20 protein-coding genes are annotated in these 24531 nt (G+C 74.2%); 7 read left to right on the top strand and 13 right to left on the bottom strand.

Annotated elements, in window-relative coordinates; genetic code table 11:
• Positions 1 to 13 precede the first annotated feature (13 nt).
• Complete coding sequence (locus ACWIX3_RS14175; RefSeq protein ID WP_448607995.1) at positions 14 to 1054, top strand: molybdopterin-dependent oxidoreductase; 1041 nt, start codon at positions 14 to 16, stop codon at positions 1052 to 1054.
• Between the two features lies 1 nt (position 1055).
• On the opposite strand, the gene hisH is transcribed toward ACWIX3_RS14175, so the two are convergent.
• Entirely contained in the window at positions 1056 to 1694 is a 639-nt protein-coding gene (hisH, locus tag ACWIX3_RS14170) for an imidazole glycerol phosphate synthase subunit HisH (protein ID WP_448607994.1), read from the bottom strand.
• A gap of 113 nt (positions 1695 to 1807) precedes the next feature.
• Here hisH and ACWIX3_RS14165 point away from each other — a divergent pair, with 113 nt between their 5' ends.
• From ACWIX3_RS14165 to ACWIX3_RS14155, 3 genes are all read left to right on the top strand, one after another.
• Positions 1808 to 1981, top strand: a complete 174-nt coding sequence (locus tag ACWIX3_RS14165; RefSeq protein WP_448607993.1) for a hypothetical protein — start codon at positions 1808 to 1810, stop codon at positions 1979 to 1981.
• Between the two features lie 237 nt (positions 1982 to 2218).
• Positions 2219 to 2521 carry a hypothetical protein gene (locus tag ACWIX3_RS14160; protein WP_448607992.1) on the top strand — a complete coding sequence of 101 codons (303 nt, stop codon included), beginning with the start codon at positions 2219 to 2221 and terminating at the stop codon, positions 2519 to 2521.
• On the top strand, positions 2457 to 3794 hold the full coding sequence (locus tag ACWIX3_RS14155; protein WP_448607991.1) for a DUF222 domain-containing protein: 1338 nt from the start codon (positions 2457 to 2459) through the stop codon (positions 3792 to 3794). Before ACWIX3_RS14160 ends, ACWIX3_RS14155 begins: the two co-directional genes overlap by 65 nt.
• Positions 3795 to 3834: 40 nt before the next feature.
• Here ACWIX3_RS14155 and hisB read toward each other — a convergent pair whose 3' ends face one another.
• The 3 genes from hisB to hisD form a co-directional block, all read right to left on the bottom strand.
• Entirely contained in the window at positions 3835 to 4431 is a 597-nt protein-coding gene (hisB, locus tag ACWIX3_RS14150; RefSeq protein WP_448607990.1) for an imidazoleglycerol-phosphate dehydratase HisB, read from the bottom strand.
• Positions 4432 to 4507: 76 nt separating this feature from the next.
• A complete protein-coding gene (locus ACWIX3_RS14145) occupies positions 4508 to 5629 on the bottom strand; it encodes a histidinol-phosphate transaminase (protein ID WP_448607989.1) in 1122 nt (373 codons plus the stop codon).
• Entirely contained in the window at positions 5626 to 6930 is a 1305-nt protein-coding gene (hisD, locus tag ACWIX3_RS14140; RefSeq protein ID WP_448607988.1) for a histidinol dehydrogenase, read from the bottom strand. Before hisD ends, ACWIX3_RS14145 begins: the two co-directional genes overlap by 4 nt.
• A gap of 108 nt (positions 6931 to 7038) precedes the next feature.
• Here hisD and ACWIX3_RS14135 point away from each other — a divergent pair, with 108 nt between their 5' ends.
• Positions 7039 to 7836 (top strand): LON peptidase substrate-binding domain-containing protein, encoded by a 798-nt coding sequence (locus tag ACWIX3_RS14135; protein ID WP_448607987.1) that lies wholly within the window; start codon positions 7039 to 7041, stop codon positions 7834 to 7836.
• On the opposite strand, the gene ACWIX3_RS14130 is transcribed toward ACWIX3_RS14135, so the two are convergent.
• The 6 genes from ACWIX3_RS14130 to lspA all read right to left on the bottom strand — a co-directional run bounded on the left by ACWIX3_RS14130 (position 7833) and on the right by lspA (position 15383).
• Positions 7833 to 8489, bottom strand: a complete 657-nt coding sequence (locus ACWIX3_RS14130; protein WP_448607986.1) for a DUF2567 domain-containing protein — start codon at positions 8487 to 8489, stop codon at positions 7833 to 7835. The genes ACWIX3_RS14135 and ACWIX3_RS14130 overlap by 4 nt on opposite strands.
• Positions 8490 to 8646: 157 nt before the next feature.
• Entirely contained in the window at positions 8647 to 12207 is a 3561-nt protein-coding gene (gene dnaE, locus ACWIX3_RS14125; protein ID WP_448607985.1) for a DNA polymerase III subunit alpha, read from the bottom strand.
• Positions 12208 to 12391: 184 nt separating this feature from the next.
• The gene (locus ACWIX3_RS14120) at positions 12392 to 12817 is read right to left on the bottom strand and encodes a GNAT family N-acetyltransferase (RefSeq protein WP_448607984.1); all 426 of its coding nucleotides are present in this window, start codon (positions 12815 to 12817) and stop codon (positions 12392 to 12394) included.
• A gap of 73 nt (positions 12818 to 12890) precedes the next feature.
• A complete protein-coding gene (locus tag ACWIX3_RS14115) occupies positions 12891 to 13685 on the bottom strand; it encodes a CPBP family intramembrane glutamic endopeptidase (RefSeq protein ID WP_448607983.1) in 795 nt (264 codons plus the stop codon).
• A 19-nt stretch (positions 13686 to 13704) separates the two neighbouring features.
• Positions 13705 to 14652, bottom strand: coding sequence for an RluA family pseudouridine synthase (locus tag ACWIX3_RS14110; protein ID WP_448607982.1), 948 nt, complete (start codon positions 14650 to 14652; stop codon positions 13705 to 13707).
• A gap of 215 nt (positions 14653 to 14867) precedes the next feature.
• Positions 14868 to 15383: a signal peptidase II gene (gene lspA, locus ACWIX3_RS14105; protein ID WP_448607981.1), complete on the bottom strand. Its 516-nt coding sequence runs from the start codon at positions 15381 to 15383 to the stop codon at positions 14868 to 14870.
• A gap of 394 nt (positions 15384 to 15777) precedes the next feature.
• On the opposite strand from lspA, the gene mqo reads away from it, so the two are divergent.
• Entirely contained in the window at positions 15778 to 17211 is a 1434-nt protein-coding gene (gene mqo, locus ACWIX3_RS14100) for a malate dehydrogenase (quinone) (protein WP_448607980.1), read from the top strand.
• Positions 17212 to 17357: 146 nt separating this feature from the next.
• On the opposite strand, the gene ACWIX3_RS14095 is transcribed toward mqo, so the two are convergent.
• Positions 17358 to 18869 carry a potassium/proton antiporter gene (locus ACWIX3_RS14095; protein ID WP_448607979.1) on the bottom strand — a complete coding sequence of 504 codons (1512 nt, stop codon included), beginning with the start codon at positions 18867 to 18869 and terminating at the stop codon, positions 17358 to 17360.
• A 121-nt stretch (positions 18870 to 18990) separates the two neighbouring features.
• Between ACWIX3_RS14095 and ileS the strand changes: the two genes are divergently transcribed.
• Positions 18991 to 22179, top strand: a complete 3189-nt coding sequence (gene ileS, locus ACWIX3_RS14090) for an isoleucine--tRNA ligase (protein WP_448607978.1) — start codon at positions 18991 to 18993, stop codon at positions 22177 to 22179.
• A 135-nt stretch (positions 22180 to 22314) separates the two neighbouring features.
• Here ileS and ACWIX3_RS14085 read toward each other — a convergent pair whose 3' ends face one another.
• Both ACWIX3_RS14085 and ACWIX3_RS14080 read right to left on the bottom strand, forming a co-directional pair.
• Positions 22315 to 23127, bottom strand: coding sequence for a hypothetical protein (locus ACWIX3_RS14085; RefSeq protein WP_448607977.1), 813 nt, complete (start codon positions 23125 to 23127; stop codon positions 22315 to 22317).
• Between the two features lie 53 nt (positions 23128 to 23180).
• Positions 23181 to 24293, bottom strand: coding sequence for an ABC transporter ATP-binding protein (locus tag ACWIX3_RS14080; RefSeq protein WP_448607976.1), 1113 nt, complete (start codon positions 24291 to 24293; stop codon positions 23181 to 23183).
• Between the last annotated feature and the right edge of the window lie 238 nt (positions 24294 to 24531).

Below are 24531 nucleotides of genomic sequence, written 5' to 3'. Positions count from 1 at the left end.
GGACACTCGGGGCGTGGCCCTGCCGTTGCCCCGTCGTGCCGGCCGGCGCACCAACGTGGGCCTGCTCGCGCTGCTCCTGCTGGCCGGCGGCACCGGCGTCCTGGCCTTCGCGGTGGGGTCGCCCGGCCCGGCACGGCTGGTGGTCGCGGCGCACGGGGCTGCCGGGCTCGGGCTGCTGCTGCTCGTCCCGTGGAAGGCCGTCGTGGTGCGGCGGGCGTGGCGAGGACCCCGTGGGACCGGCGGGGTGTCCCTGGGCGTGGCGACCGTGCTGACCCTGCTCACCGGCGTCCTGCACGCGGCCGGGGTCACCGGGCCGTGGTCCTGGTCGGCCGGCGTCCCGGTGCTGCACGCCCACGTGGCCGTCGGCGTGGCCACGGGCGCCCTGGTGGCGGTCCACGCGTGGGGACGGCGGCAGCGGCCGCGGACCACCGACCTCGACCGGCGCGGACTCCTGCGGGCGGGCGCGCTGGGCGCCGGCGCGGCGGCGCTGTGGGCCACCGGGGAGGGGCTGTGGCGGCTGACCGGCGCACCGGGCGCCGATCGCCGGGCCACCGGATCGTTCGAGCGCGGCACCGACGACCCGGCCGCCATGCCGGTCACCCAGTGGATCTCCGACGTGGTGCCCGACTCCCCTGCTGCGGGGCTCGTGCTGGCCGCTCCCGGCCGGCGGGTGCGGGTGCCGGTCGCCGACCTCGACCGCGGGGACGTCGTCCGGGCTGCGCTCGACTGCACCGGGGGCTGGTACGCCGTCCAGGACTGGCGCGGGGTCCGGCTGGACCGCCTGTTCGCCGAGCACCTCGCGGCGGAGCTGCCGGCCGACGGCAGCGTCGACGTCATCTCGGTCACCGGGTTCCGGCGCCGGCTGCCGCTGTGCGAGGCGGGGGCGCTGCTGCTGGCCACGCACGCGGCGGGCCGGCCGCTCGCCGCGGGGCACGGCGCACCGGTGCGGCTCGTCGCCCCGGGACGGCGGGGCTTCTGGTGGGTGAAGTGGATCGCGCGGATCGAGGTCGTCGACGCGCCGTGGTGGCTGCAGCCGCCGTTCCCGCTGCAGTGAGTCAGCTCAGCGTCTGCAGCCAGTTGGTGAGCAGCTGCGCGCCGGCGTCACCGGACTTCTCCGGGTGGAACTGGGTGGCCGACAGCGCGCCGTTCTCGACCCCGGCGACGAACCGGTCGCCGTGCTCGGCCCAGGTGACCAGCGGGGCGGCCAGGGGCGACGGCGCCCCCTCCGAGCCCAGCGGGAAGTTGCGCACGCCGTACGAGTGCACGAAGTAGAAGCGCTGGTCCTCGAGCCCGTCGAACAGCACCGTCTTCCCGGGTGCCTGCACGGTGTTCCAGCCCATGTGCGGCAGCACCGGCGCCTGGAGCTGCTCGACCACGCCCGGCCACTCGCCGCAGCCCTCGGCGTCCTGGCCGTGCTCGACCCCCCGCTCGAAGAGCACCTGCATGCCCACGCAGACGCCCAGCACCGGCCGACCACCGGCCAGCCGGCGGCCGATCACGCGCGGACCGTCGACGGCCCGGAGGCCGGCCATGCACGCCGCGAAGGCGCCCACGCCGGGGACGACGAGACCGTCGGCCTCCAGGGCGGCGTGCGGGTCGGCGGTCACCGTGACGTCGGCACCGACGCGGGTCAGTGCGCGTTCGGCCGAGCGGAGGTTGCCCGAGCCGTAGTCCAGGACGACGACCTTCTTCACGGTTGCCACGGTACGTGGGAGCGGTCGCGTGCCCGACGGGATTCCCGCAGGTGGGGTGGCGGACGTCGCACAGCCGGCTCTCGCGCCGGCCCGGTCGGTGGGAGGGTGGCGCGATGGAGCGCTACGAGCACCGTTCGCTCTCTCCGGCCGGAGAGGTCGACCAGTGGGGCGTCCTGGCGGCCGGGCTGAGGTACGACCTGTCGGGCAGGCGCCGGGCGGTTCGCATGCTGCTCGTCCTCGCCGTCGTGTCCCTCGTCGCGACCGGACTGGTCGCCCTGCTCGCGTGACCAGGGACGACCGGCGGTCCTGCCCCTGCGGTGGGCGGGGCCCCCGCCGCCGCCCTCCGGATCCCACGCACGACGGACGCGGCACTCCGCTCGATTCATCCGTCCGACCGGCTCCGCGGCGTGCGTCGAGGCCTGTCGCTGATCTGAGGACACGCTTTCTGAGCTGCGGTTCCGGGTCGGCCGGCCCGCTCGGGTCGCGCATGCTCCGAACAGCTGATCGAGCCGGTGGGAGGTGTCGTGGAGCAGCTGATGGCCTCCCTCGACGCCCTGGCCGCCGAGGACCTGGCGCCGCTCGTCGGCCCGGCCCTGCTGGATCGGCTGCGGCCGCTGCTGGCGGCGCAGAACCGGCTGGCCGCCGAGGTCGCGCGCACGGTGCACGAGGCCGATGTGTCCGGCGCTGCGGAGGTCGACGGGCTCAGGTCGATGGCCTCGTGGCTGCGTGGGCACGGGCACCTGTCGGTCGCGGAGGCGGCGAGTGGTGCGCACCGGGCGGGCGCAGGTGCACCTGCCGGGCCTGGCGGAGGCGTTCACCGCAGGTGAGGTGACCGGTGAGCAAGCGGGGCTGGTCGCCCGCGTGGTCGAGCCCGAGCCCCTGGCCGCCGAGCAGCACGTCGACCTGGGCGTCGTCGGCGAGCTGCTGGCCGGCATCGCACGCGGGCGCCCGCACGCCGATGTCGCCAAGGCGGTGCACCACTACCTGGACCGGCTGGACGCCGACGGGCCCGAGCCCGACCCGACCGAGGGGCGCCGGCTGGTGATCGCCGCGCACGCCGACGGGTCGATCAGCGGCCGGTTCGACCTCGATGCGGTGGGCGGGGAGAAGCTGCAGGCCGCGCTGGAGTCCCCGGTGCAGGCCGGCCGCGGCGCCGCCGAGGAGCGCAGCCGCGCCCAGCAGCTGGCCGATGCGCTGGTGCAGCTGTGCGACAACCAGTTGGCTTCGGGGCACCTGCCGATCCTGCGTGGCCACAAGCGGCAGGTGCTGGTCACGGTGGCCATCGAGGACATGGTCGACCCGGCCACCGGGAAGGGTGCGGCCGAGTTGGGGTTCGGGGGGACGGTCTCCGCCGCCCGCGCCCGCTGGCCGGCCTGCGACGGGGCGGTCACCCGCATCGTGCTGGGCCCCGACGGGGTGCCGCTGGACCACGGCCGCACCCTGCGGCTGTTCCCGCCGAACGTGCGGCGGGCCGCGGAGGTGCGGGACGGCGGCTGCGTGTTCGCCGGCTGCTCCGCGCCGACCTGGTGGTGCGACGTCCACCACCTGCTCGAGTGGGTCAACGGTGGTGAGACGTCGCTGGCCAACTCGGCGCTGTTGTGCGAGCGGCACCACACCAAGGTCCACCACGGCTTCCGCGTCGGACGACGACCCGACGGCCGATGGCGCACCTGGCGACCCGACGGCACCCAGATCCTCCGGCCCAGGCCGCACCGGCCCACCGCTCACCACCGCCGCCTGACGGACACCCGTGCCGCCGTCACCCAGCCGGCAGCCGACCGACGCCCATCTATGGGCCCCGGCCGGCTGCCCGTCACCGGGGCCGGTCAGCGTCCTCGACCGCGGCGGAGGCTTCGGCGCCGTCGCGGAACGGCCCGGCCGGCGTGCCGAAGCGGTCGGGTCGGCGACGACGACGTCGAGACACCGTCCCCGGCGCTCACACCAGCCGGAGGGCGCCGGACGCGGTGGCCAGCACCGCAGCGACGAGGAGGACGACGGCGAAGGCGACCTGCGGGCCGGTACGGCCCTTGGTGTCGTGGTCGGCCCGCCAGATGCTGTAGGCCCCGCCGAGCAGGAAGCCGCCGAGCACGAGCAGCATGACGGCGAAGGTCACGCCAGGAACCGAGGCATCGTCATGGCGTTACAGGGCGCCCTTGGTGGAGGGGACGTCGGTCACCCGCGGGTCGATCGCGACCGCGGCCCGCAGCGCCCGCGCCAGCGCCTTGAACTGGCCCTCGACGATGTGGTGGGCGTCGCGGCCGGCGTACAGCACCCGCACGTGCAGGCTGATCCGCGCGTTGAACGCGAAGGACTCGAGCACGTGCTTGGTCAGCGACGTCGGGTAGTCCGGCCCGATCATCGGCGTCATGTCCTCCGGCTCGGAGTGCACGAAGTACGGCCGGCCGGAGAGGTCGACGGCCGCCTGCGCGAGCACCTCGTCCATCGGGATCGTCGCGTCGCCGTAGCGGGTGATGCCCTTCTTGTCCCCGAGCGCCTGCGCGAACGCCTGGCCGAGGGCGATGGCGACGTCCTCCACCGTGTGGTGGGCGTCGATGTGCAGGTCCCCGTCGGCCTGCACGGTGAGGTCGATGCCGCTGTGCTTGGACAGCGCCGTGAGCATGTGGTCGTAGAACCCGACCCCGGTGCTGATCGAGCTCTTGCCGGTGCCGTCGAGGTCCAGTTCGACGACCAGCTTGGTCTCGCTGGTCTCGCGCTCGACGCGTGCGGTGCGGGTCATGCCCGTGAGTCTCCCAGGTGCTGTTCGCGGACGACCTCACCCAGCGCGGTGCGAGACGTCTGCCGGCCGGCGCCCATCAGGCGGCACCCTGCTCGCGGACGACCTCACCCAGCGCGGTGAGGAATGCATCGGTCTCCTCCGTGGTGCCGGCGGTCACGCGCAGCCAGCCGGGCAGGCCGACGTCCCGCACGAGGACGTCGTGCTCCAGCAGCCCCTTCCACGCGGCGGGGGCGTCGGCGAAGTGGCCGAAGAGGACGAAGTTGGCGTCGCTCGGGACGCTGGCCAGCCCCAGGTCCGGCAGCGCCGCGACGATCCGGTCCCGCTCGGCCTTGACCGCGTCCACGGTCGCCAGCAGCGCGTCGGTGTGCGCCAGGGCCGTCCGCGCGGCGGCCTGGGTCAGCGACGACAGGTGGTACGGCAGCCGGACCAGCTGCAGCGCGTCCACGACGGCGGGGTCGGCGGCGAGGTAGCCCAGCCGCAGGCCGGCCATCCCGAACGCCTTGCTCATCGTGCGGCTCACCAGCAGCCGCGGACGGCCGGGCAGCAGGGTGAGCGCCGAGCGGGTGCCGGCGCGGGCGAACTCGGTGTAGGCCTCGTCGACGACCACCACGCCTGCCCGCCCGTGGCCGTAGGACGTGGCGTCGTAGACGGTGGCGATCGTCTCGAGCGCGACCGCGGTGCCGGTCGGGTTGTTCGGGCTGGTGACGAAGACGACGTCCGGACGCACCTCTCGCACCTGCGCGGCGGCCCGGGCGGCGTCGATGGTGAAGTCCTCCCGCCGGTGCCCGTCGACCCAGGCGGTGCCGGTGCCGGCCGAGATGATCGGGTGCATCGAGTAGGACGGCGTGAAGCCCAGCGCTGTCCGGCCCGCCCCGCCGAATGCCTGCAGCACCTGCTGCAGCACCTCGTTGGAGCCGTTGGCCGCCCACACCTGTGCCGGCTCCACCGTCTCCCCGCTGCTGCGGGTCAGGTAGGCGGCCAGGTCGCGGCGAAGGCCGAGCGCGTCCCGGTCGGGGTAGCGGTTGAGCTCCAGCGCCGCGTGCCCCAGCGCCTCGCCGAGGTCGGCGAGCAGTTCGGGCGGCAGCGGGTGCGGGTTCTCGTTGGTGTTGAGCCGGTGCCTGACCTGCAACTGCGGAGCGCCGTAGGGCGTGCGGCCTCGCAGCTCCGGCCGCAGCGGGAGCTCGTCGAGGGAGGTCACGACTTCTGCCGGACCCGGACGGCGGCGGCGTGCGCGGGCAGGTCCTCGGCACCGGCCAGGGCGTCGATGTGCCCGGCGACGTCGGCGAGGGCCTGCTCGTCGTACTCGACCAGGTGGATGCCGCGCAGGAACGACTGCACCGACAGGCCGCTGGAGTGCCGCGCGCACCCGCCGGTGGGCAGCACGTGGTTGGAGCCGGCGCAGTAGTCACCCAGGGAGACCGGCGACCAGGCGCCGACGAACACCGCGCCGGCGTTGCGCACCCGCATCGCCACTTCGCGGGCGTTGCGCGTCTGGACCTCCAGGTGCTCGGCGGCGTAGGCGTCGACCACGCGGAGCCCGGCGTCGACGTCGTCCACCAGGACGATGCCCGACTGGCTGCCGTCCAGGGCGGTGGTGATCCGGTCGGAGTGCTTGGTGGCCGCGACCTGCCCGGGGACCAGGTCCAGGACGGCGTCGGCGAGCGCCTCGCTGTCGGTGACCAGCACCGCGCCGGCCAGCGGGTCGTGCTCGGCCTGGCTGATCAGGTCCGCAGCGACGTGCACCGGGTCGGCGGTCTCGTCGGCGAGGATCGCCACCTCGGTGGGGCCGGCCTCGGAGTCGATGCCGATGAGCCCGCGCAGCAGCCGCTTGGCCGCCGTCACGTAGACGTTGCCCGGGCCGGTGACCATGTCGACCGGCTCGCAGGAGCCGGCGCCGTACCCGAAGACGGCGATGGCCTGCGCCCCGCCGACGGCGTAGACCTCGGTGACGCCGAGCAGCGCGCACGCGGCCAGCACGCCGGGGTCGGGCAGGCCGCCGTGGTCGCGCTGCGGCGGGGAGGCGACCGCGATCGACTCCACCCCGGCGATCTGCGCGGGGACGACGTTCATCACGACGCTGGACAGCAGCGGCGCCAGCCCACCGGGCACGTAGAGGCCGACGCGGCGCACCGGCAGCCAGCGCTCGGTGACCGTGCCGCCGGGGACGACGTCGGTGGTGACGTCGGTGCGGCGCTGGTCGGCGTGCACCCTCCGGACGCGCGCGATCGCCTCCTCGAGGGCGGCGCGGACGGCGGGGTCGATGCCGGCGAGCGCGGCGTCGATGGCCTCCTGCGGGACGGCGAAGTCCTCGAGGTCGACGCCGTCGAGGCGGGCGGTGATCTCGCGGACGGCCTGGGCACCGCGCACCCGCACGTCCTCGCAGAGCGGCCGGACCGTGGCCAGCACCGAGTCGATGTCGGTCGCGGCGCGGGGCAGCAGGCCGGCGAGCTCACGCACCCCCGGCAGGGCGGATCCACGCAGGTCGATGCGGGCGAGCACGGGCGGACCTCCGGGGCGGGGACGGAACACCCCAGGGTAGCCGCCGGGGTCGGGCGGCCCGCCGTCCTGCCCGGTCCGGCAACCGGCACCCCCGTAGGCTCGCCTGCCGTGGACGTCATCCCGCTCTTCCCGCTGGGGACGCCGCTGTTCCCCGGGGTCGTGCTGCCGCTGCAGGTCTTCGAACCGCGCTACCGGCGGCTGGTGCGCGACCTGCTGGAGCTGCCCGAGGGCGACGCCCGCTGCTTCGGTGTGGTCGCCATCCGGCAGGGTTGGGAGGTCGAGCACGTCGCCCCGGCCGAGGCCCTGTACGACGTCGGCTGCACCGCGCAGGTGAAGACCATCAGTCCGCAGTCCGACGGCGGGTTCCGCGTCGTCGCGGTCGGGGGTGACCGCTTCCGCCTGCTCGACCTCCTCGTCGGCGAGGACCCGCCCTACCTGCAGGCCCGGGTCGAGTGGCTGGCCGAGGAGGAGGCCGCCGAGGAGGCCGCCGGCGACCTGGAGGGGCTGACCGCGCCCGGCGGGTGGCCCGCCGACCCGCAGCACGAGGACCTCGTGTCCGAGGTGGCGCGCGGCTCGTTGGAGGTGCTGGTCCGCGGGGTGGGCGACCTGTTCACCCGCTACGTCACCGCCGTGGCCACGCTGACCGGCGACGTCGACGGCGAGGAGGCCGAGACCACCGACCTGCTCTCGTCCGTCTCCGGCGACCCGCGTGCGCTGTCCTACCTGGTGGCCTCGGCGGCGCTGCTGACCAGCGAGGACCGCCAGGAACTGCTGGCCGAGTCCGCCACGCGACGGCGGCTGCGCACCGAGTCGCGGCTGCTGCGCCGCGAGCTGACCCTCCTGGAGACGGTCGGCGCGGTGCCGGCGCCGCTGCAGCGCTTCGTCGGCCCGGGCAGCGTCAACTAGGAGCGGAGGGCGCCCTCGGCGGCCGTGGCCGCGGGCAGCGGACCGGCGGCGAGCGGGGCGGCCGGAGCCGGGTCGGGCCGGTCGAGGTCCTCGGACGTGCTGAGCAGCGTGGAGACCACGTAACCCAGGACGGCGAGGAACGGCGCCACCGCCAGCGCCGCGGGCGAGCCCAGCTCCAGCGGTGTGATCACGCGGGTGCCGACGGCGGCCAGCTCGGCCGGAGACGGCCCGGCGCCCAACAGCTCGCCGAGCTGCCAGGCGGCCAGCGACGCCAGGAGCGTGCCGACTGCCAGCGCGAGCACGGTGGCGACGCCGCGACGGCGGCGCAGCCGCCAGGCCACCAGCCCGGCGACCAGCCCGAGCCCGGCCAGCACGAGGGTGAACACCCCGTCGTCGGCGATGGGCAGCTCGGCCGAGGGGTGCCCGACGGGGACCGGGCCGTCCGCGGTGACCTCGAAGGTCGCCCGGGGCGCCAGTGCCCACCACAGCAGCCCGGCCGCGATCCCCGCCAGCGTCAGCACGCCGGCCAGCACCAGGGAGCCAGGCAGGTCCGCGCGCAGCTCGGCACGGCCGGGCCACGGAGGGCCGGCGCCCCAGCGGGCGGGGCGGACCGGCGGCGGCCCGGCGGGAGCGGCTGCGGGAGGGCTGTCCACGACCCCAGTCAACCGCGCCCGGCCGGACCTCTCACCCTCGGCGGCCGGGCCGGCGCTCAGCGCAGCGGCCTCGACCCCGTCCGCGGCGGCTCGCCCCGGCCCCGTCCAGAGGCTCACCGCCAGCCTGCGAGTGGTGAGGAGGACGGGGTCCTTCGACTCACAGCAGGGCGACGCTGGTCGGTCCCAGCAGCGCCTTGATGTCGCCCATGAGCGCCGTGCTGGGGCGCACCCGCAGGCCCTGGTCCAGCCGGAGCACGGTCTCCCGGCTGCCGTTGACCAACTTCAGCTGCACCTCGGTCGTGCCGGGGTGGCTGCCCAGCACCTCGCGGAGCCGCTCGACCACCGGGGGCGTGCAGCGGGCCGCCGCCATCGACACCAGCACCGGGCCGCGTGCCCCCTCGGTCAGCTCGGGGATGGTCACCTCGGAACCGAACATGGAGGGCTGGTCGTCGCGGCGGCTGATCCGCCCCTTGACCACGACGATCTGGTCGCGGACGACCTTCTCGCTGACCTCCGCCCAGGTCTTCGGGAAGAACAGCACCTCGATGCCGGACTCGAGGTCCTCCAGCGTAGCGATGGCCCAGGGCGCGCCCTGCTTGTTGGTGCGCGGCGAGACCGAGGTGAGGATGCCGGCGATGGTGACGTTCGCGCCGTCCTCGACGCCGCCGGCGTTGATCTCGGCGATCGGGGTGTCGGCGTTGGCCGCGAGCACGTGCTCCACGCCGTGCAGCGGGTGGTCGGAGACGTACAGGCCGAGCATGTCGCGCTCGAACACCAGGCGCTCGGACTTCGACCAGTCCGCCGTGGGGATCCCGATGTTCAGCGCCCCGCTGAACGGGTCGTCCTCGCCGGAGTCCCCGCCGAAGCTGCCGAAGAGGTCGAACTGCCCCTCGGCCTCCTTGCGCTTGAGCGCCATCGCGGAGTCGACGGCCTGCGCGTGGACGGCGACGATGCCCTGCCGGGAGTGGCCCAGGGAGTCGAACGCCCCGGCCTTGGCCAGGGACTCGATGACCTTCTTGTTGCAGGCCACCGTGTCGATCTTGCGCATGAAGTCCGCGAAGTCCTTGAACGCGCCCTTCTCCTCGCGGGCCCGGCGGATTGAGTCGACGACGTTGTGCCCCACGTTGCGCACCGAAGCGAGACCGAAGCGGATGTCGGTACCGACGGCGGTGAAGTCCCAGGACGACTCGTTGACGTCCGGTGGGAGCACCTTGATGCCCATCCGCCGGCACTCGGCCAGGTAGATCGGCCGGCGGTCCTTGTCGTCGCCGACGCTGGTCAGCAGCCCGGCCATGTACTCGGCCGGGTAGTTGGCCTTCAGGTAGGCGGTCCAGTAGGAGACCAGTCCGTAGGCGGCCGAGTGGGCCTTGTTGAAGGCGTAGTCGGCGAACGGGACGAGGATGTCCCAGAGCGTCTTGATGGCCGCGTCGGAGTAGCCGCGCTCCTTCATGCCGGCCTCGAACCCGACGAACTCCGCGTCGAGGACCGACTTCTTCTTCTTGCCCATCGCGCGGCGCAGCAGGTCGGCCTTGCCGAGGGAGTACCCGGCGACCTTCTGCGCGATCGCCATGACCTGCTCCTGGTAGACGATCAGGCCGTAGGTCGTGCCGAGGATGTCCTCCAGCGGCTCGGCCAGCTCCGGGTGGATCGGCGTGATCTCCTGCTGGCCGTTCTTGCGGAGCGCGTAGTTGGTGTGCGAGTTCGCACCCATCGGGCCGGGCCGGTAGAGCGCGCCGACGGCGGAGATGTCCTCGAAGTTGTCCGGCCGCATGAGCCGCAGCAGCGAGCGCATCGGGCCGCCGTCGAACTGGAAGACGCCGAGGGTGTCACCGCGGGCCAGCAGCGCGTAGGTGGCCGGGTCCGTGAGGTCCTTGCTGATCTCGTCGAGGTCGATCGGCTCCTTGCCGTTCGCGATGATGTTGCGCAGCGCGTCGTCGATGACCGTGAGGTTGCGCAGGCCCAGGAAGTCCATCTTCAGCAGGCCGAGCGTCTCGCAGGTCGGGTAGTCGAACTGCGTGATGACCGCGCCGTCGGCCTCGCGCCGCATGATCGGGATGCTGTCGATCAGCGGGTAGCGGCCGATGATGACGCCGGCGGCGTGCACGCCCCACTGCCGCTTCAGGCCCTCGAGCTTGCGCGCCTGGTCGACGACCTCGGCCGCGCCGGGGTCGGACTCGTAGCGGGCGCGGAACTCCGCGGCCTCCTTGTAGCGCGGGTGCGCCGGGTCGAAGATCCCCGACAGCGGGATGTCCTTGCCCATGACGGCCGGCGGCATCAGCTTGGTGAGCTCGTCGCCGACCGAGTAGGGCCGGTCGAGCACGCGGGCGGCGTCCTTGATCGCGGCCTTGGCCTTGATGGTCCCGTAGGTGACGATCTGGCTGACCCGCTCCTCGCCGTACTTCTGCGAGACGTACTGGATGACCTCGCCGCGCCGACGGTCGTCGAAGTCGATGTCGACGTCGGGCATGGAGACGCGCTCGGGGTTGAGGAACCGCTCGAAGATCAGCCCGTGCGCCAGCGGGTCGAGGTCGGTGATCCCCATGGCGTAGGCGGCCAGCGAGCCGGCGGCCGAGCCACGGCCCGGGCCGACGCGGATGCCGTTGTCCTTGGCCCAGTTGATGAAGTCGGCGACCACGAGGAAGTACCCCGGGAAGCCCATCTGGGTGATGATCCCGACCTCGTAGTCGGCCTGCTTGCGGACGTGGTCGGGGATGCCGTTCGGCCAGCGCTTGTGCAGCCCGCGCTCGACCTCCTTGACGAACCAGGAGGTCTCGTCCTCCCCCGGCGGCAGCGGGAACCGGGGCATCAGGTCGGCGCCCTCGGTGAACTCCACCTCGCACTGCTCGGCCACCAGCAGCGTGTTGTCGCACGCCTCGGGCAGCTCGCTGAACAGCGCGCGCATCTCGGCGGCGGACTTGAGGTAGTAGCCGTCGCCGTTGAACTTGAAGCGGTTGGTCTCGTTGAGCCGCGACCCGGTCTGGATGCACAGCAGGGCGTCGTGCGCCTCGGCGTCCTCCCGGTGCGTGTAGTGCAGGTCGTTGGTGCCCAGCAGCGGGATGCCGAGCTCCTTCGCGATCTCCAGCAGCGCCGGGCGGGTCTTCTTCTCGATGGCCAGCCCGTGGTCCATCACCTCGGCGTAGAAGTTCTCCTTGCCGAAGATGTCCTGGAAGTCGGCGGCGGCCTGCCGAGCCCGGTCGTGCCGGCCGGCGCGCAGCCACATGTTCACCTCGCCCGATGGGCAGCCGGTGGTGGCGATGAGGCCCGTGCCGTAGCGCTCCAGCAGGTCGCGGTCGAAGCGCGGCTTGCGGTACTGCCCCTCGAGACTGGCCATCGAGGAGATGCGGAAGAGGTTGTGCATCCCCTCGGTGGTGCGGGCCAGCAGCGTCATGTGCGTGTAGGCGGCCTTGCCGCGGGAGGACCCGCCCTCGCTGTCCTCGTCGATGAGGTTGTCGCCGAAGTCGAACGGCGCGCGGTCGAAGCGGGAACCGGGCGTGTAGTAGCCCTCCATGCCGATGATCGGCTTCACGCCGGCGGCCTTGGCCTGCTTGTAGAAGTCGTAGGCGCCGAAGACGTTGCCGTGGTCGGTCATCGCCAGCGCGGGCATCCCCTGCTCGGCGGCGGCCTTGGTGACCTCCGGCAGCTTGGCCGCTCCGTCGAGCATCGAGTACTCGGTGTGTACGTGCAGGTGCACGAACGAGTCGGACGACGGGGTGCTCACGGGCCTTGGTGCTCCTCACGGGTCGTGCGTGCCCGGCCGTCGGGGATCCGGCGGGCGACCGGCGGGGAAGACCGGCGGTGCTGTGGTCCGGGGTGCGGGCCGGGGGGTGACCCGATCCTCGCACTACCGGAGGTCTACTCCGAGGCTCTGACAGAACGTGTCTCACGCCCGGCGGACCGATCCGTCACAGCACCGGACGCCGCATCGTGACGTGGGCGATACCGGCCTCCTCGTACACGTCGCCGACCGCGGCGTAGCCGGCTCGCTCGTAGAAGCCCCGGGCGGTGAGCTGGGCGTGCAGCTCCACCTCGGTCAGACCCAGCGCGGCGGCCTGCCGGTGCAGCTCGGCGAGGACGGCGGCTCCGTGGCCCCGGCCGCGCGCCGACGCGTCGACCGCCATCCGGCCCACCACCGCCCGGCCGTCGCGGACCAGCAGCCGCCCGGTGGCCACCACGCGCCCCTGCTCGTCCTCGGCGAGGACGTGCACCGCGGTCGCGTCGTGCGGGTCCTGCTCGATCTCGGCGGGCACCCCCTGCTCATCGACGAAGACGCGGGTGCGCAGGGCGGCGACCGCGGGCCAGTCCGCGGCCGTGGCGCGCCGGGCGGTCACGGCACCTCCTCGCTGCGTTCGTCGGCGCGTTCCCGGCGCGGTGCTGCGTCCGTGCGTGAGCTCGGACGCCCGCTCACGTCGGCCGCCGGACGACGTCGGGCAGCGCGGAGGTCGGCACCAGCAGGAAGCGCAGGTCGATGACCGCGTGCAGGACGACCGGCAGCAGCAGCGACCCGGTCCCGAGGTAGAGGCCGGCCATCACCCCGCCCAGCACGCCGGTGGTCACGACGCCCGCGACACCCTGGTAGGCGTGCGCCAGCCCGAACGCCAGCGCGCCGATCGCGACCAGCACCGGCTCCGGCAGGCCGCCGCCCACCGCGGCGACGACGGCGAGGAGGAAGCCGCGGTAGAGCCACTCCTCGCAGACGCCGGCGGTGACGCCGACCAGCGTGAACAGTCGCCGCTCCGCCGTCGTCCGCGGCAGCAGCGCCAGGGTCGCGTGCACGGCGGGCTCGGCGTGCCGTCCCTCCCCCGGCCGGCGCAGCTCGGCCGCCTCCCGCGCCAGCCCACCCGAGCGCAGCGCGCGCGTGGAGAGGACGACGAAGCCGAGGACCAGCACCGTGGCTGCGACGGCGAGCGGGCCGGGCCACGACTGCGGCCAGCGCAGGCCCACGGCCGCCGCGTCCACCCCGGGCGCGGACAGCCAGACGACCAGGGCGAGCGCCGCGAGCCCCCACTCCAGCACCAGCAGCCGGCCGTAGAAGGACCTCCGGGCGCCGTCGTCGGTGCGCAGCCGGCCCTCGAAGCGGCGGTGCAGGACGTGTCCGACCACCGGCTCGCCGACCACCAGGTACCCGGCGACCACCACAGCGGACAGCGCGGCGGGGCCGAAGTCGGCCAGCGAGCCGGGCAGCCCGACCGGGTTCATGGTCGAGCTCGCACGGGGGTCAGGACTCGGCGCGCAGGATGTCGAGCGCGCCGGCCAGGTCGGGCGGGAAGGGGCTGGTGAACTCCGTCCAGGAGCCGTCGGCCGGGTGCGGGATGCCGAGCCGGGCGGCGTGCAGCCACTGCCGGGAGACGCCCAGCCGTGCGGCCAGCGTCGGGTCGGCCCCGTACGTCGTGTCGCCGACGCAGGGGTGGCGCAGCGCGGAGAAGTGCACCCGGATCTGGTGCGTGCGGCCGGTCTCCAGCCGGATGTCGACCAGGCTGGCGGCCGGGAACGCCTCGACGACCTCGTAGTGGGTCACCGACGGACGCCCGCCCTGGACGACGGCGAACTTCCAGTCGTGCTTGGGGTGCCGGTCGATCGGGGCGTCGATGGTGCCGCGCGACGGGTCCGGGTGACCCTGGACGAGGGCCGAGTACCCCTTCTCGACGGTGCGCTGCTTGAAGGCCGCCTTGAGTGCGGTGTAGGCCCGCTCGCTCTTGGCCACCACCATCAGCCCCGTCGTGCCGGCGTCGAGCCGGTGGACGACACCCTGCCGCTCGGCGGCGCCCGAGGTGGAGATCCGGTACCCGGCGGCGGCCAGCCCGCCGACCACGGTGGGCCCCTCCCAGCCGGGGCTGGGGTGCGCGGCCACGCCGACGGGCTTGTCGACCACCACGATGTCGTCGTCGTCGTGGACGACGGTCATCCCGGCGACCGGCTCGGGTGGGGCCGGCTCGCCCGGTGGCGGGGGCAGCTCGACCTCCAGCCAGCTGCCGCCGGTGATCCGGTCGCCCTTGCCGCGCACCCGCCCGTCGAGGACCACCCTGCCGTCGTCGGCGAGGTCGGCGGCCGCACCGCGGGAGAGGCCGAAGAGCCGGGACAGGGCCTGGTCGACGCGCTGCCCCTCGAGCCCGTCGGGCACCGGGAGCGCTCGGTGCTGGCCCGCGGGGTTCGTCACGGGGTCCATTCTGACCGTCGCGACAGGAGGGCCGGTGGAGCACCGCCAACACGCGGCACGTGCACCCGCGTGCCGGCCCCTGCAGGGTCCTGCCGTGAGCTCGCTGACGTGCCGGAACGGCCGCCTTCCAGGGGCCCGCCGCGAGCCTGGTGACGTACCGGAACGGCCCCCCTGCAGGGGCCCGCCGCGAGCTTGCGAGCGGTGGGGGGCAGGGGGGTCCTCTCTCAGTCGCGCGCCGGGGCGTCGTCCCCGGCCCTGCCGCCGGAGCTGCGGGTGCCGTCGAACTCGATGCCGCGCAGCGCGAGGACCACCCCGAGCACGCCCCCGCAGACGATCCCTGCGTCGGCGATGTTGAAGACCGGGTAGACCTCGCCGTCGGGCGCGAACACCGAGATGAAGTCGACGACGCCGCCGCGCAGGAAGCCCGGCTCGCGGAAGACGCGGTCGACGAGGTTGCCGACCGCCCCGCCGAGCACCAGGCCGAGCGCGACGGCCCAGCCGGTGGAGAACAGCCGCCGCGCGGTGCGCACGATGACCACCGCGACGGCGATCGCGATGAGCGTGAAGACGACGGTGAAGCCCTCGGCGAAGGAGAAGGCCGCGCCCGTGTTGCGCGTGTGCGTCAGGTACAGCGCCCCGCCGAGCAAGCGGATGTCGGCCCCGCGCTCGATCGTGGCGACGACGAGCAGCTTGGTGCCCAGGTCCAGGGCCAGCACCACCAGCCCGAGCAGGAGCAGCAACCGGGTGCGGGGACGCCGTCCGGGAGCGCCGGACGCCGCGACGGCGCCGTCCTGGGGATCGGTCGGTCCGTCCGGGGCGTCGCTCGGTCTGGGCAGGGAGGGCTCCTCGGTCGATGGCCTGGCAGGGGCCGGCGCGGCCGGTGGGCGCCGTCCCGACCGACCATAGCGGCGGGCGGAGAGCGGCCCTGCCGCCCACCGCGCCGAGCGGCAACTCGGAGCCGCTGTGATCCATCTCATTGCGATGTGCGAGGCATCTCACCACGCGGAGTGACATGTTCGGAGGTCCGCTGGTCGATGTTGGAGGAGCACCCTCCTCCCGAGCCGGAAGGCCGTCGTGTCCACCGATCTCGCCCCAGCCACCGACCCCGATGTAGTCCTCGTGGGCGGTGGCGTCATGAGCGCGACCCTCGCGTCGCTGCTCGGTGCCGTCGCCCCTGACTGGAGCGTCACCGTCTTCGAGTCCGGGCGGGCGGTGGCCGGCGAGAGCTCCGGTCCCTGGAACAACGCGGGCACCGGGCACGCGGCCCTGTGCGAGCTCAACTACACGCCCGCCGGCAAGGACGGCTCGGTCGACGCCGCCAAGGCCGTCACGATCAACGAGCAGTTCCAGGTGTCGCGGCAGTTCTGGTCGCACCTGGTCCGCTCCGGGCTGACCGGGTCGCCCAAGGACTTCATCACCCCCGTCCCGCACGTGAGCTTCGTGACCGGCGAGGCCGGCCGCGCGTACATGCGCACGCGCCACCGGGCGATGTCCGCGCAGCCGGTGTTCGAGGGCCTCGAGTACACCGACGACGCCGCCGTCATGGCCGAGTGGCTGCCGCTGATGATGGCCGGGCGCCCCGCCGACCAGGTGGTCGCCGCCACCCGGTCGGCCGCGGGCACCGATGTCGACTTCGGATCGCTGACCCGGCTGCTGTTCGACGCAGCCGAGCAGCGCGGCGTGCACGTGCACGTCAACCAGCGGGTCACCGACCTCGAGCGGCGGGACGACGGCCGCTGGACCGTGACCGTCCGCGACACCGCCAGCGGTGAGGAGCGCACCGTCCGCACCCGCTTCCTGTTCGTCGGGGCCGGCGGGGGCGCGCTGCCGCTGCTCCAGAGGGCCGCCATCCCCGAGATCCGCGGCTTCGGCGGCTTCCCGGTCAGCGGCATGTTCCTGCGCACCCGCTCCCCCGAGCTGGTCTCCGCGCACCAGGCGAAGGCCTACGGCCAGGCCGCCGTCGGCGCCCCGCCCATGTCGGTGCCGCACCTGGACCTGCGCCTCATCGACGGCGATCACTCGCTGCTGTTCGGGCCCTACGCGGGCTTCTCCCCGAAGTTCCTCAAGGCCGGCTCCATGTTCGACCTGCCGCTGAGCGTCAAGCCGAACAACCTGGGTTCGATGCTCGGCGTCGCCCGCACCGAGCTGGCGCTGACCCGCTACCTGATCGGCGAGCTGCTCCAGTCGCGCAGCGCCCGGCACCAGACGCTCACCTCGTTCGTGCCGCTGGCCGAGCAGCAGGACTGGGACATGATCACCGCGGGCCAGCGGGTGCAGGTCATCAAGCGCGACCCCGCGACCGGCCGCGGCGTGCTGCAGTTCGGCACCGAGCTCGTCGTCGGCGGCGAGGGCACGATCGCCGGTCTGCTCGGCGCCTCCCCCGGCGCCTCCACCGCGGTCTCGGCGATGCTCACCGTGCTCGAGCGCTGCTTCCCCGACCGGATCGCCGCCTGGCGCCCGAAGCTGCAGGAGGTCATCCCCTCCTACGGCCGCCGGCTCAACGAGGATCCGGCGCTGCTGGCCGAGGTCCGCGCCGAGACGATGCAGACCCTGGAGCTCAACGGCTGAACCCGCACCTCCCGGGGACGGCACCCGGCCGCGGTGCGGACCGGTCGCGGGGGCCCGGAGGGCCTCCCGACCGGTCACGGGGAGGCGCCGGCCCCCTGCAGGGTCCCGCCGCGAACCTGCGAGCGGCGGGGGCAGGGGGTCCTCTCTCAGTCCGCCCCGGAGGCGGCGCCGGTCTCACCGCGCCAGCTGGCCAGCCGGCCGGCCCGGCTGACCGCGCGCAGCCGCCGCTCGGCCTCCGCCCGTGACCCGCGCGCCGACACCAGCAGCGCCTGGTCGCCGCGCATGAGGCGGGTCGTCGGGCCGGGCACGAAGGACCGGCCGTCGCGCACGATGAGCACCACCGCCGCGTCCTCGGGCAGCCGCAGCTCCGGCAGGTAGACGCCGTGCAGCCTGGACCCCTCCGGCACGGTCAGCTGCATCAGCTCCGCGTCCAGCTCCTCCAGCGGTGCGGCCTCGACCTGCACGTCACGCGGCGTCACGGGCGTGGCGATGCGCAGGCGGCGGGCGAGCCACGGCAGCGACCACCCCTGGACGATCGTGAAGACGACGACCAGCACGAAGACCGTGTCGAAGACGGTCGTCGCCCCGGGAACCTGCGCGGTCAGCGGGATGATGGCCGCGACGATGGGCACCGCCCCGCGCAGGCCCGCCCAGGAGATGAACACCTGCTGCGCCCACGGGAACCGGAACCACACCAGGCTGGCCACCACCGACAGCGGCCGGGCGAGCAGCAGCAGCGCGCCGCCCACCACGAGCGCCGGCCCCACCGCGTCGGACAGCCGGCCCGGCGACACGAGCAGACCGAGCAGGACGAACAGGCCGATCTGCGCCAGCGAGGCCATGCCCTCGGCGAACCCGATGCTCGCCGCCCGGTGCGGCAGCGCGGCGTTGCCCAGCACCAGGCCGCAGAGGTAGACCGCGACGAAACCGGACGTGTGCGCCAGCGACGCGGACGAGTACGCGAGCACGCAGAGCGCCAGCGTCGCCAGGGGGTAGAAGCCGGCCACGGGGAGCGCCACCCGGCGCAGCAGCGCGGCACCCCCGAAGCCGATCCCGACCCCGATGACGGCGCCTCCGGCGAGCTCGGCAGCCACCACCAGGCCGACCAGCCACCACGGCTGCGTCGCCGCCCCGGTGAGCGACTCGGCCAGCACGGTCACGAGCAGGATGACCGGGGCGTCGTTGAGGCCGCTCTCGGCCTCCAGGGAGGCGGCCAGCCGCCGCGGGAGGGGCAGCCGCCGCAGGGTCGCGAAGACGGCGGCGGCGTCGGTCGAGCTGATGACCGCGGCCAGCAGGAGGGCGAAGCCCCAGCCGTAGCCGAGGACCAGGACGCCGACGGCCGCAGTCACCCCCACGCTGACCGCGACGCCCACGGTGGACAGCGCGACCCCGGGCCCGATCGCCCGACGCACGTCGGCCCACCGCGTCGTGAGACCGCCCTCGGCCAGGATGACGACGAGGGCGGCGTAAGCCAGCGTGTGGGTGAGCCGGTAGTCCTCGAACTGGACGCCGAGGCCGCTCTCGCCGATGGCCACCCCGAGGGCGAGGTAGAGCAGCAGGCTGGGCAGACCCAGCCGATCCGCCAGGCGGAGCGCCACGGCCGCCACGAGGACGACGACCGCGCCCGCGGCGAGCGCGGCGGTGACCGTCGTGTTCACCGCGCGCCCCTGCCCACCTCCGCAGTCTCCCGTACCCCGAGGCCAGGGCCGCCCCACGACCCGGTCGCCGCACGGTCAGCGGCCTCGGGAAGCGGGTCGCGCGGGGTGGGAGAATCGGCGCGTGAGCTCACCCGGTCCCTTCCGCGCGCTGCCCCCTCAGGTCGACCTGCCCGCCCTGGAGCGGGAGGTCCTGGGCCGCTGGGAGGCCGACAAGGTCTTCGCCCGCACGCTCGAGGCAACCGCCGGCCGGCCGCAGTGGAACGTGTACGAGGGCCCGCCGACCGCCAACGGCCGCCCCGGCACGCACCACATCGAGGCGCGCGCGTTCAAGGACGTCTTCCCCCGGTTCAAGACGATGCAGGGCTGGCACGTGCCCCGTCGCGCCGGCTGGGACTGCCACGGCCTCCCGGTCGAGATCGCCGTCGAGCAGGAGCTCGGCTTCGCGGGCAAGCCCGACATCGAGCGCTACGGCATCGCCGAGTTCAACGCCCGCTGCCGCGAGTCGGTCATGCGGCACGTCGACGCCTTCAGCGACCTGACCCGCCGGATGGGCTACTGGGTCGACATGTCCACCGCCTACTGGACGATGGACCCGCACTACGTCGAGAGCGTCTGGTGGTCGCTCAAGCAGGTCCACGACAAGGGCCTGCTCGTCGAGGACCACCGGGTCGCGCCGTACTGCCCGCGCTGCGGCACCGGCCTGTCGGACCACGAGGTGGCCCAGGGCTACGAGTCGATCACCGACCCCTCGGTCTACGTGCGGCTGCCGGTCACCAGTGGCGAGTGGGCCGGGAAGGCCGACCTGCTCATCTGGACGACGACGCCGTGGACGCTGCCCAGCAACACCGCGGTCGCGGTCAACCCCGATGTCACCTACGTCGTCGCCCGGCGCGGCGACGACACCCTCGTCGTCGCCGAGCCGCTGCTCGCATCGGTGTTCGGCGAGACCGACGACGTCGAGGTGCTGGTCCGCACCACCGGCCGCGACTGGGAGCGGACGCACTACCGCCGTCCCTTCGACCTGGTCGAGTTCCCCGCGGGCCCCGACGGCCGGCAGGTCGACGCGCACTTCGTCGTCCTGGCCGACTACGTGACCACCGACGACGGCACCGGGCTGGTGCACCAGTCCCCCGCGTTCGGCGCCGACGACCTGGCCGTCTGCCGGGGCTACGGGCTGCCGGTGGTCAACCCCATCGACGCGACCGGGCACTTCCTGCCCGACGTCCCCCTGGTGGGCGGGCACTTCTTCAAGGCCGCCGACCCCGCGCTGGTCGAGGACCTGCAGGCGCGCGGCGTGCTGTGGCGCGAGCAGCGGTACGAGCACAGCTATCCGCACTGCTGGCGCTGCCACACGCCGCTCATGTACTACGCGCAGCCGTCCTGGTACATCCGCACCAGCGCGGTCAAGGACCAGCTGCTCGCCGAGAACGAGAAGACGCGCTGGTACCCCGAGCACATCCAGTGGGGGCGCTACGGCGACTGGCTGCGCAACAACGTCGACTGGGCGCTGTCGCGCGACCGGTACTGGGGGACGCCGCTGCCGGTCTGGCGCAACGACGCCGACCCGAGTCGCCTGGTCGTCGTCGGCTCGCTGGCCGAGCTCTCCGAGCTGACCGGCCGCGACCTGTCCGACCTCGACCCGCACCGGCCGTTCATCGACGAGGTGACGTTCACGCTGCCCGGCGAGGAGGGGACCTACCGGCGGGTGCCTCAGGTCATCGACGCCTGGTACGACTCCGGCTCCATGCCGTTCGCCCAGTGGGGCGCGCCGTACCGCAACCAGGCGGACTTCGAGGCCGCCTACCCGGCCCAGTTCATCTGCGAGGCGATCGACCAGACCCGCGGCTGGTTCTACTCGCTCATGGCCGTCGGCACGCTGGTGTTCGAGGAGAACTCCTACGAGAACGTGCTGTGCCTGGGCCACATCCTGGCCGAGGACGGCCGGAAGATGAGCAAGCACCTGGGCAACATCCTCGAGCCCATCCCGCTGATGGACCGGCACGGCGCCGACGCCGTCCGCTGGTTCATGCTGGCCGGCGGTTCGCCGTGGTCGGCGCGCCGGGTCGGGCACGAGACGCTGTCCGAGGTGGTCCGCAAGGTGCTGCTCACCTACTGGAACACCGCCAGCTTCTTCACCCTGTACGCCGAGACCAACGGCTGGGGTGGGCGGGCCGACGGCAGCGCTCCCGTCCCCCCGCGGGCCGAGCGGCCGCTGCTGGACCGCTGGGCGCTGGCCACCCTGGCGCAGGTCACCGAGGGCGTCACCGCCGCGCTCGAGGACTTCGACACCCAGGGCGCCGGCCGGCTGATCGCGCAGTTCGTCGACGACCTGTCCAACTGGTACGTGCGCCGCTCGCGCCGGCGGTTCTGGGACGGCGACCCGGCGGCGCTGGCCACGCTGCACGAGGTGCTCGACGTGCTGACCCGGCTGATGGCGCCGTTCATCCCGTTCGTCACCGAGGAGGTCTGGTCCCGCGCGGTCACGCCGGGGCTGGCGGACGCGGTCGACAGCGTGCACCTGGCCGCCTGGCCGGCCGTCGACGAGGACGCCCGCGACCCGCGGCTGGTCGAGCAGGTGGCGCTGGTGCGCCGGCTGGTCGAGCTGGGCCGCTCGGCACGCACGTCGGCCAAGGTGCGCACCCGCCAGCCGCTGGCCCGCGCCGTCGTGGCCGCGCCCGGCTGGGCGGAGCTGCCGCGGGACCTGGTGGCCGAGGTCGCCGACGAGCTCAACGTGGCCGAGCTGATGGACCTCTCCGCGGCCGGCGGCGACCTGGTCGACGTCAGCGTCAAGGTCGACTTCCGCGCGGTCGGCCGCCGGCTGGGCAAGCAGGTGCAGGCGGTGGCGAAGGCGGTCGCGGCCGCCGACGCGCCGGACCTGGTGGCCGCCTACCGCGCCGGGACGGCGTCGGTCGAGGTCGACGGGGCGGCCGTGCCGCTGCAGGACGGCGATCTGGTCGTCACCGAGACGCCGCGCGAGGGCTGGACCGTGGCCAGCGGTGGCGGGCTGACCGTCGCGCTGGACCTGGAGCTGACGCCGGAGCTGGAGCGGGCCGGCCTGGTCCGCGAGGCCGTGCGTCTCGTGCAGGAGGCCCGCAAGAACGCCGGGCTGGCCGTCAGCGACCGCATCGAGCTGTGGTGGACCGCTGGGAACTCCCCCGCCCACCCCATGACGCAGGCGCTCACCGAGCACGGCGCACAGGTGGCCGACGAGGTGCTCGCCGTCCGCGTGCACGCGGGTACCGCCGGGGACGGCAAGGGCGTCGAGGGCCCGGCCGGCTCGCGGTTCTGGGTGGCCCGCGCCACCGGCTGAGCCGAGGGGCCGGGCGCCGGGTTGCCGACCGCGGCCCCTGCAGCGTCCCGCCGCGGCCCCGTCCCGGGCACCGCCCTGAGCTCGTGCAGGGTGGGCAGGACGAGGTCCTCCTCCGATGGGGGCAGGGGGTCCTCCTCAGTTCCCGCGGGCTGCCTGCCGGCGGTCGCGCTCGGTGTCGGCGAGGTGGCGCACCGGACGGCAGGTGGCGCACGGCGTGAAGCCGTCCGTGCGGGCCTCGACCATGGGCAGGCCGATCGCCTCCCGGCCCTCGAGGAACGGGCAGCCGGCCAGGTGGTAGCGGGGGTGCTCGTCGACGACCAGCACCTCGTCGTCCAGGTCGACCACGAGCAGCAGGTCGGTGACCTCGACGTCCTCCTCGCCGGGCTCGCCCGTCCCCGTGTCGACCGGGACCTCCCGGGGCTCGTGTGCACCACGGCGTTCGGGCGTGCCGTCCTCCGGGTGGCGGTCCCCGGCAGGAGCACCCAGCGGGACCGCGTGCGTCGGCTCGATGACCGGCTCGGCGGGGGGCGGCTCGGACGGCCCGGCAGCGGGCTCCTCGGGGCGCGGCTCGACGGGCACCGGCGCTGCTCCCGGCTGCGGTCCGGATCCGGGCTCCGGCGGGCGGACCGCCGTCGCGCCGGCCGGCCCCCGCGGGGGCTCCGGCGGCCGGGGCGCCGCGGTGTCCTGCACGACCACCGGCTGCGGCGCCGTGCGGCGCGCGCCGGACGTCCCGGTGCCGGACGCCTCCGGCCGCGCCGGGACCTCCGACGCCCGGCGGTCGAACTCGCTCGCCTCGCGCGCCATGCGCAGCCGGGCGACCACCAACAGGACGGCGGCGACCCCGCACGCGGCCACGCAGGCCCAGTAGAGCGCCGTCGTGCCGGTGAGGATGCCGCCGACGAACGCCCCCAGACCAAGGAGGACCAGCAGGCCCGCAGCCAGGACCACGGCCCGATCCCTAGTCGCCGGGGGTCCGCGCCGTGCGACGGCGGGGCCGCCGGTCAGCCGTGCGCATGCGATACCCGCAGCCCGGTCCCGGCGGAGAAGACGTGCGCCTCCCCGGGGCGGATGGCCACGTGCACGACCTCGCCCTTCGCCGGCGGCCGGCGGGCGTCGGCCCGCAGCACCAGAGGGGCGGCCGTCGCGGCCGCGGCGGCCTCCTCCTGGAAGCGGCCGTAGGCGAAGGCGTCCGAGCCGAGCTCCTCCACCACCTGCACCTCGACCGGGACACCCCGGCCGGGCGCCACGAACTCGACGGCCTCCGGGCGGAAGCCGAGGGTGGCCGTGCGGCTGCCCTCCCCGGCCAGGGTGGCGAGCACCGACCGGGGCAGCGGCACCGGGTGACCGCCGAGCAGCACGCCGCCCTCGGTCAGGGGCACCGGCACCAGGTTCATGGCCGGCGAGCCGATGAAACCGGCGACGAACTCGTTGGCCGGCCGGTCGTAGAGGGCACGCGGGGTGTCGACCTGCTGGAGGACGCCCTCCTTGAGCACCGCCACCCGGTCGCCCATGGTCATGGCCTCGACCTGGTCGTGGGTCACGTACACCGTCGTCGTCCCGAGCCGGCGCTGCAGTGCGGCGATCTCGGTGCGGGTCTGCACCCGGAGCTTGGCGTCGAGGTTCGACAGCGGCTCGTCCATCAGGAAGACCTGCGGCTGGCGCACGATCGCCCGGCCCATCGCGACCCGCTGGCGCTGCCCGCCCGACAGGGCCTTGGGCTTGCGGTCCAGGTACTGCTCGAGGTCGAGCAGCCGGGCCGCCTCGCGCACCCGGGTCAGGCGCTCCTCCTTGGCCATGCCGGCGATCTTGAGCGCGAAGCCCATGTTGTCGGCCACCGTCATGTGCGGGTAGAGCGCGTAGTTCTGGAACACCATGGCGATGTCCCGGTCCTTGGGGGGCAGGCGGGTCACGTCCCGGTCGCCGATCCGGATCGCCCCGTCGGTGACCTCCTCCAGCCCGGCGAGCATCCGCAGCGAGGTGGACTTGCCGCAGCCCGACGGGCCCACCAGGACGAGGAACTCCCCATCGGCGATCGACAGGTCCAGCGCGTCGACCGACGGTCGGGTCGCACCCGGGTAGACGAGTGTCGCCCGGTCGTATGTGATGGCGGCCATGCAATCCCTCCTGCACCGGTGCAGAGCGCGCCAACTCTGACACGCCACCGGCCCGGCAACCACCAACGGCCGGGCCCGCTACTCGTCCGTGTGCCCAACCGTGACCCGGCTGTGACCAGGGGGAACGGACGACCGGCGGGTGACGGCCTCGTTTCCCAACCGTTACAGAACGGCCCGGTCACGCCGCGCAGAGCGACGTTATGGTCCCCCCGCGAACGTGACGGCCCGCACGGTGCCG

Source organism: Geodermatophilus sp. URMC 60 (genome assembly GCF_053502585.1).
Note: the sequence above shows the minus strand (reverse complement) of the source record. Positions and strands in the feature narration are given on the sequence as shown.

Bases quoted from the DNA above. Each gene is read 5' to 3' on its own strand.
- ACWIX3_RS14110 (WP_448607982.1), bottom strand. From the start codon at position 14,652: ATGGACCCCGTGACGAACCCCGCGGGCCAGCACCGAGCGCTCCCGGTG.
- ACWIX3_RS14080 (WP_448607976.1), bottom strand. From the start codon at position 24,293: ATGGCCGCCATCACATACGACCGGGCGACACTCGTCTACCCGGGTGCG.
- mqo (WP_448607980.1), top strand. From the start codon at position 15,778: ATGAGCGCGACCCTCGCGTCGCTGCTCGGTGCCGTCGCCCCTGACTGG.
- ACWIX3_RS14115 (WP_448607983.1), bottom strand. From the start codon at position 13,685: ATGAACCCGGTCGGGCTGCCCGGCTCGCTGGCCGACTTCGGCCCCGCC.
- ACWIX3_RS14165 (WP_448607993.1), top strand. From the start codon at position 1,808: ATGGAGCGCTACGAGCACCGTTCGCTCTCTCCGGCCGGAGAGGTCGAC.
- hisB (WP_448607990.1), bottom strand. From the start codon at position 4,431: ATGACCCGCACCGCACGCGTCGAGCGCGAGACCAGCGAGACCAAGCTG.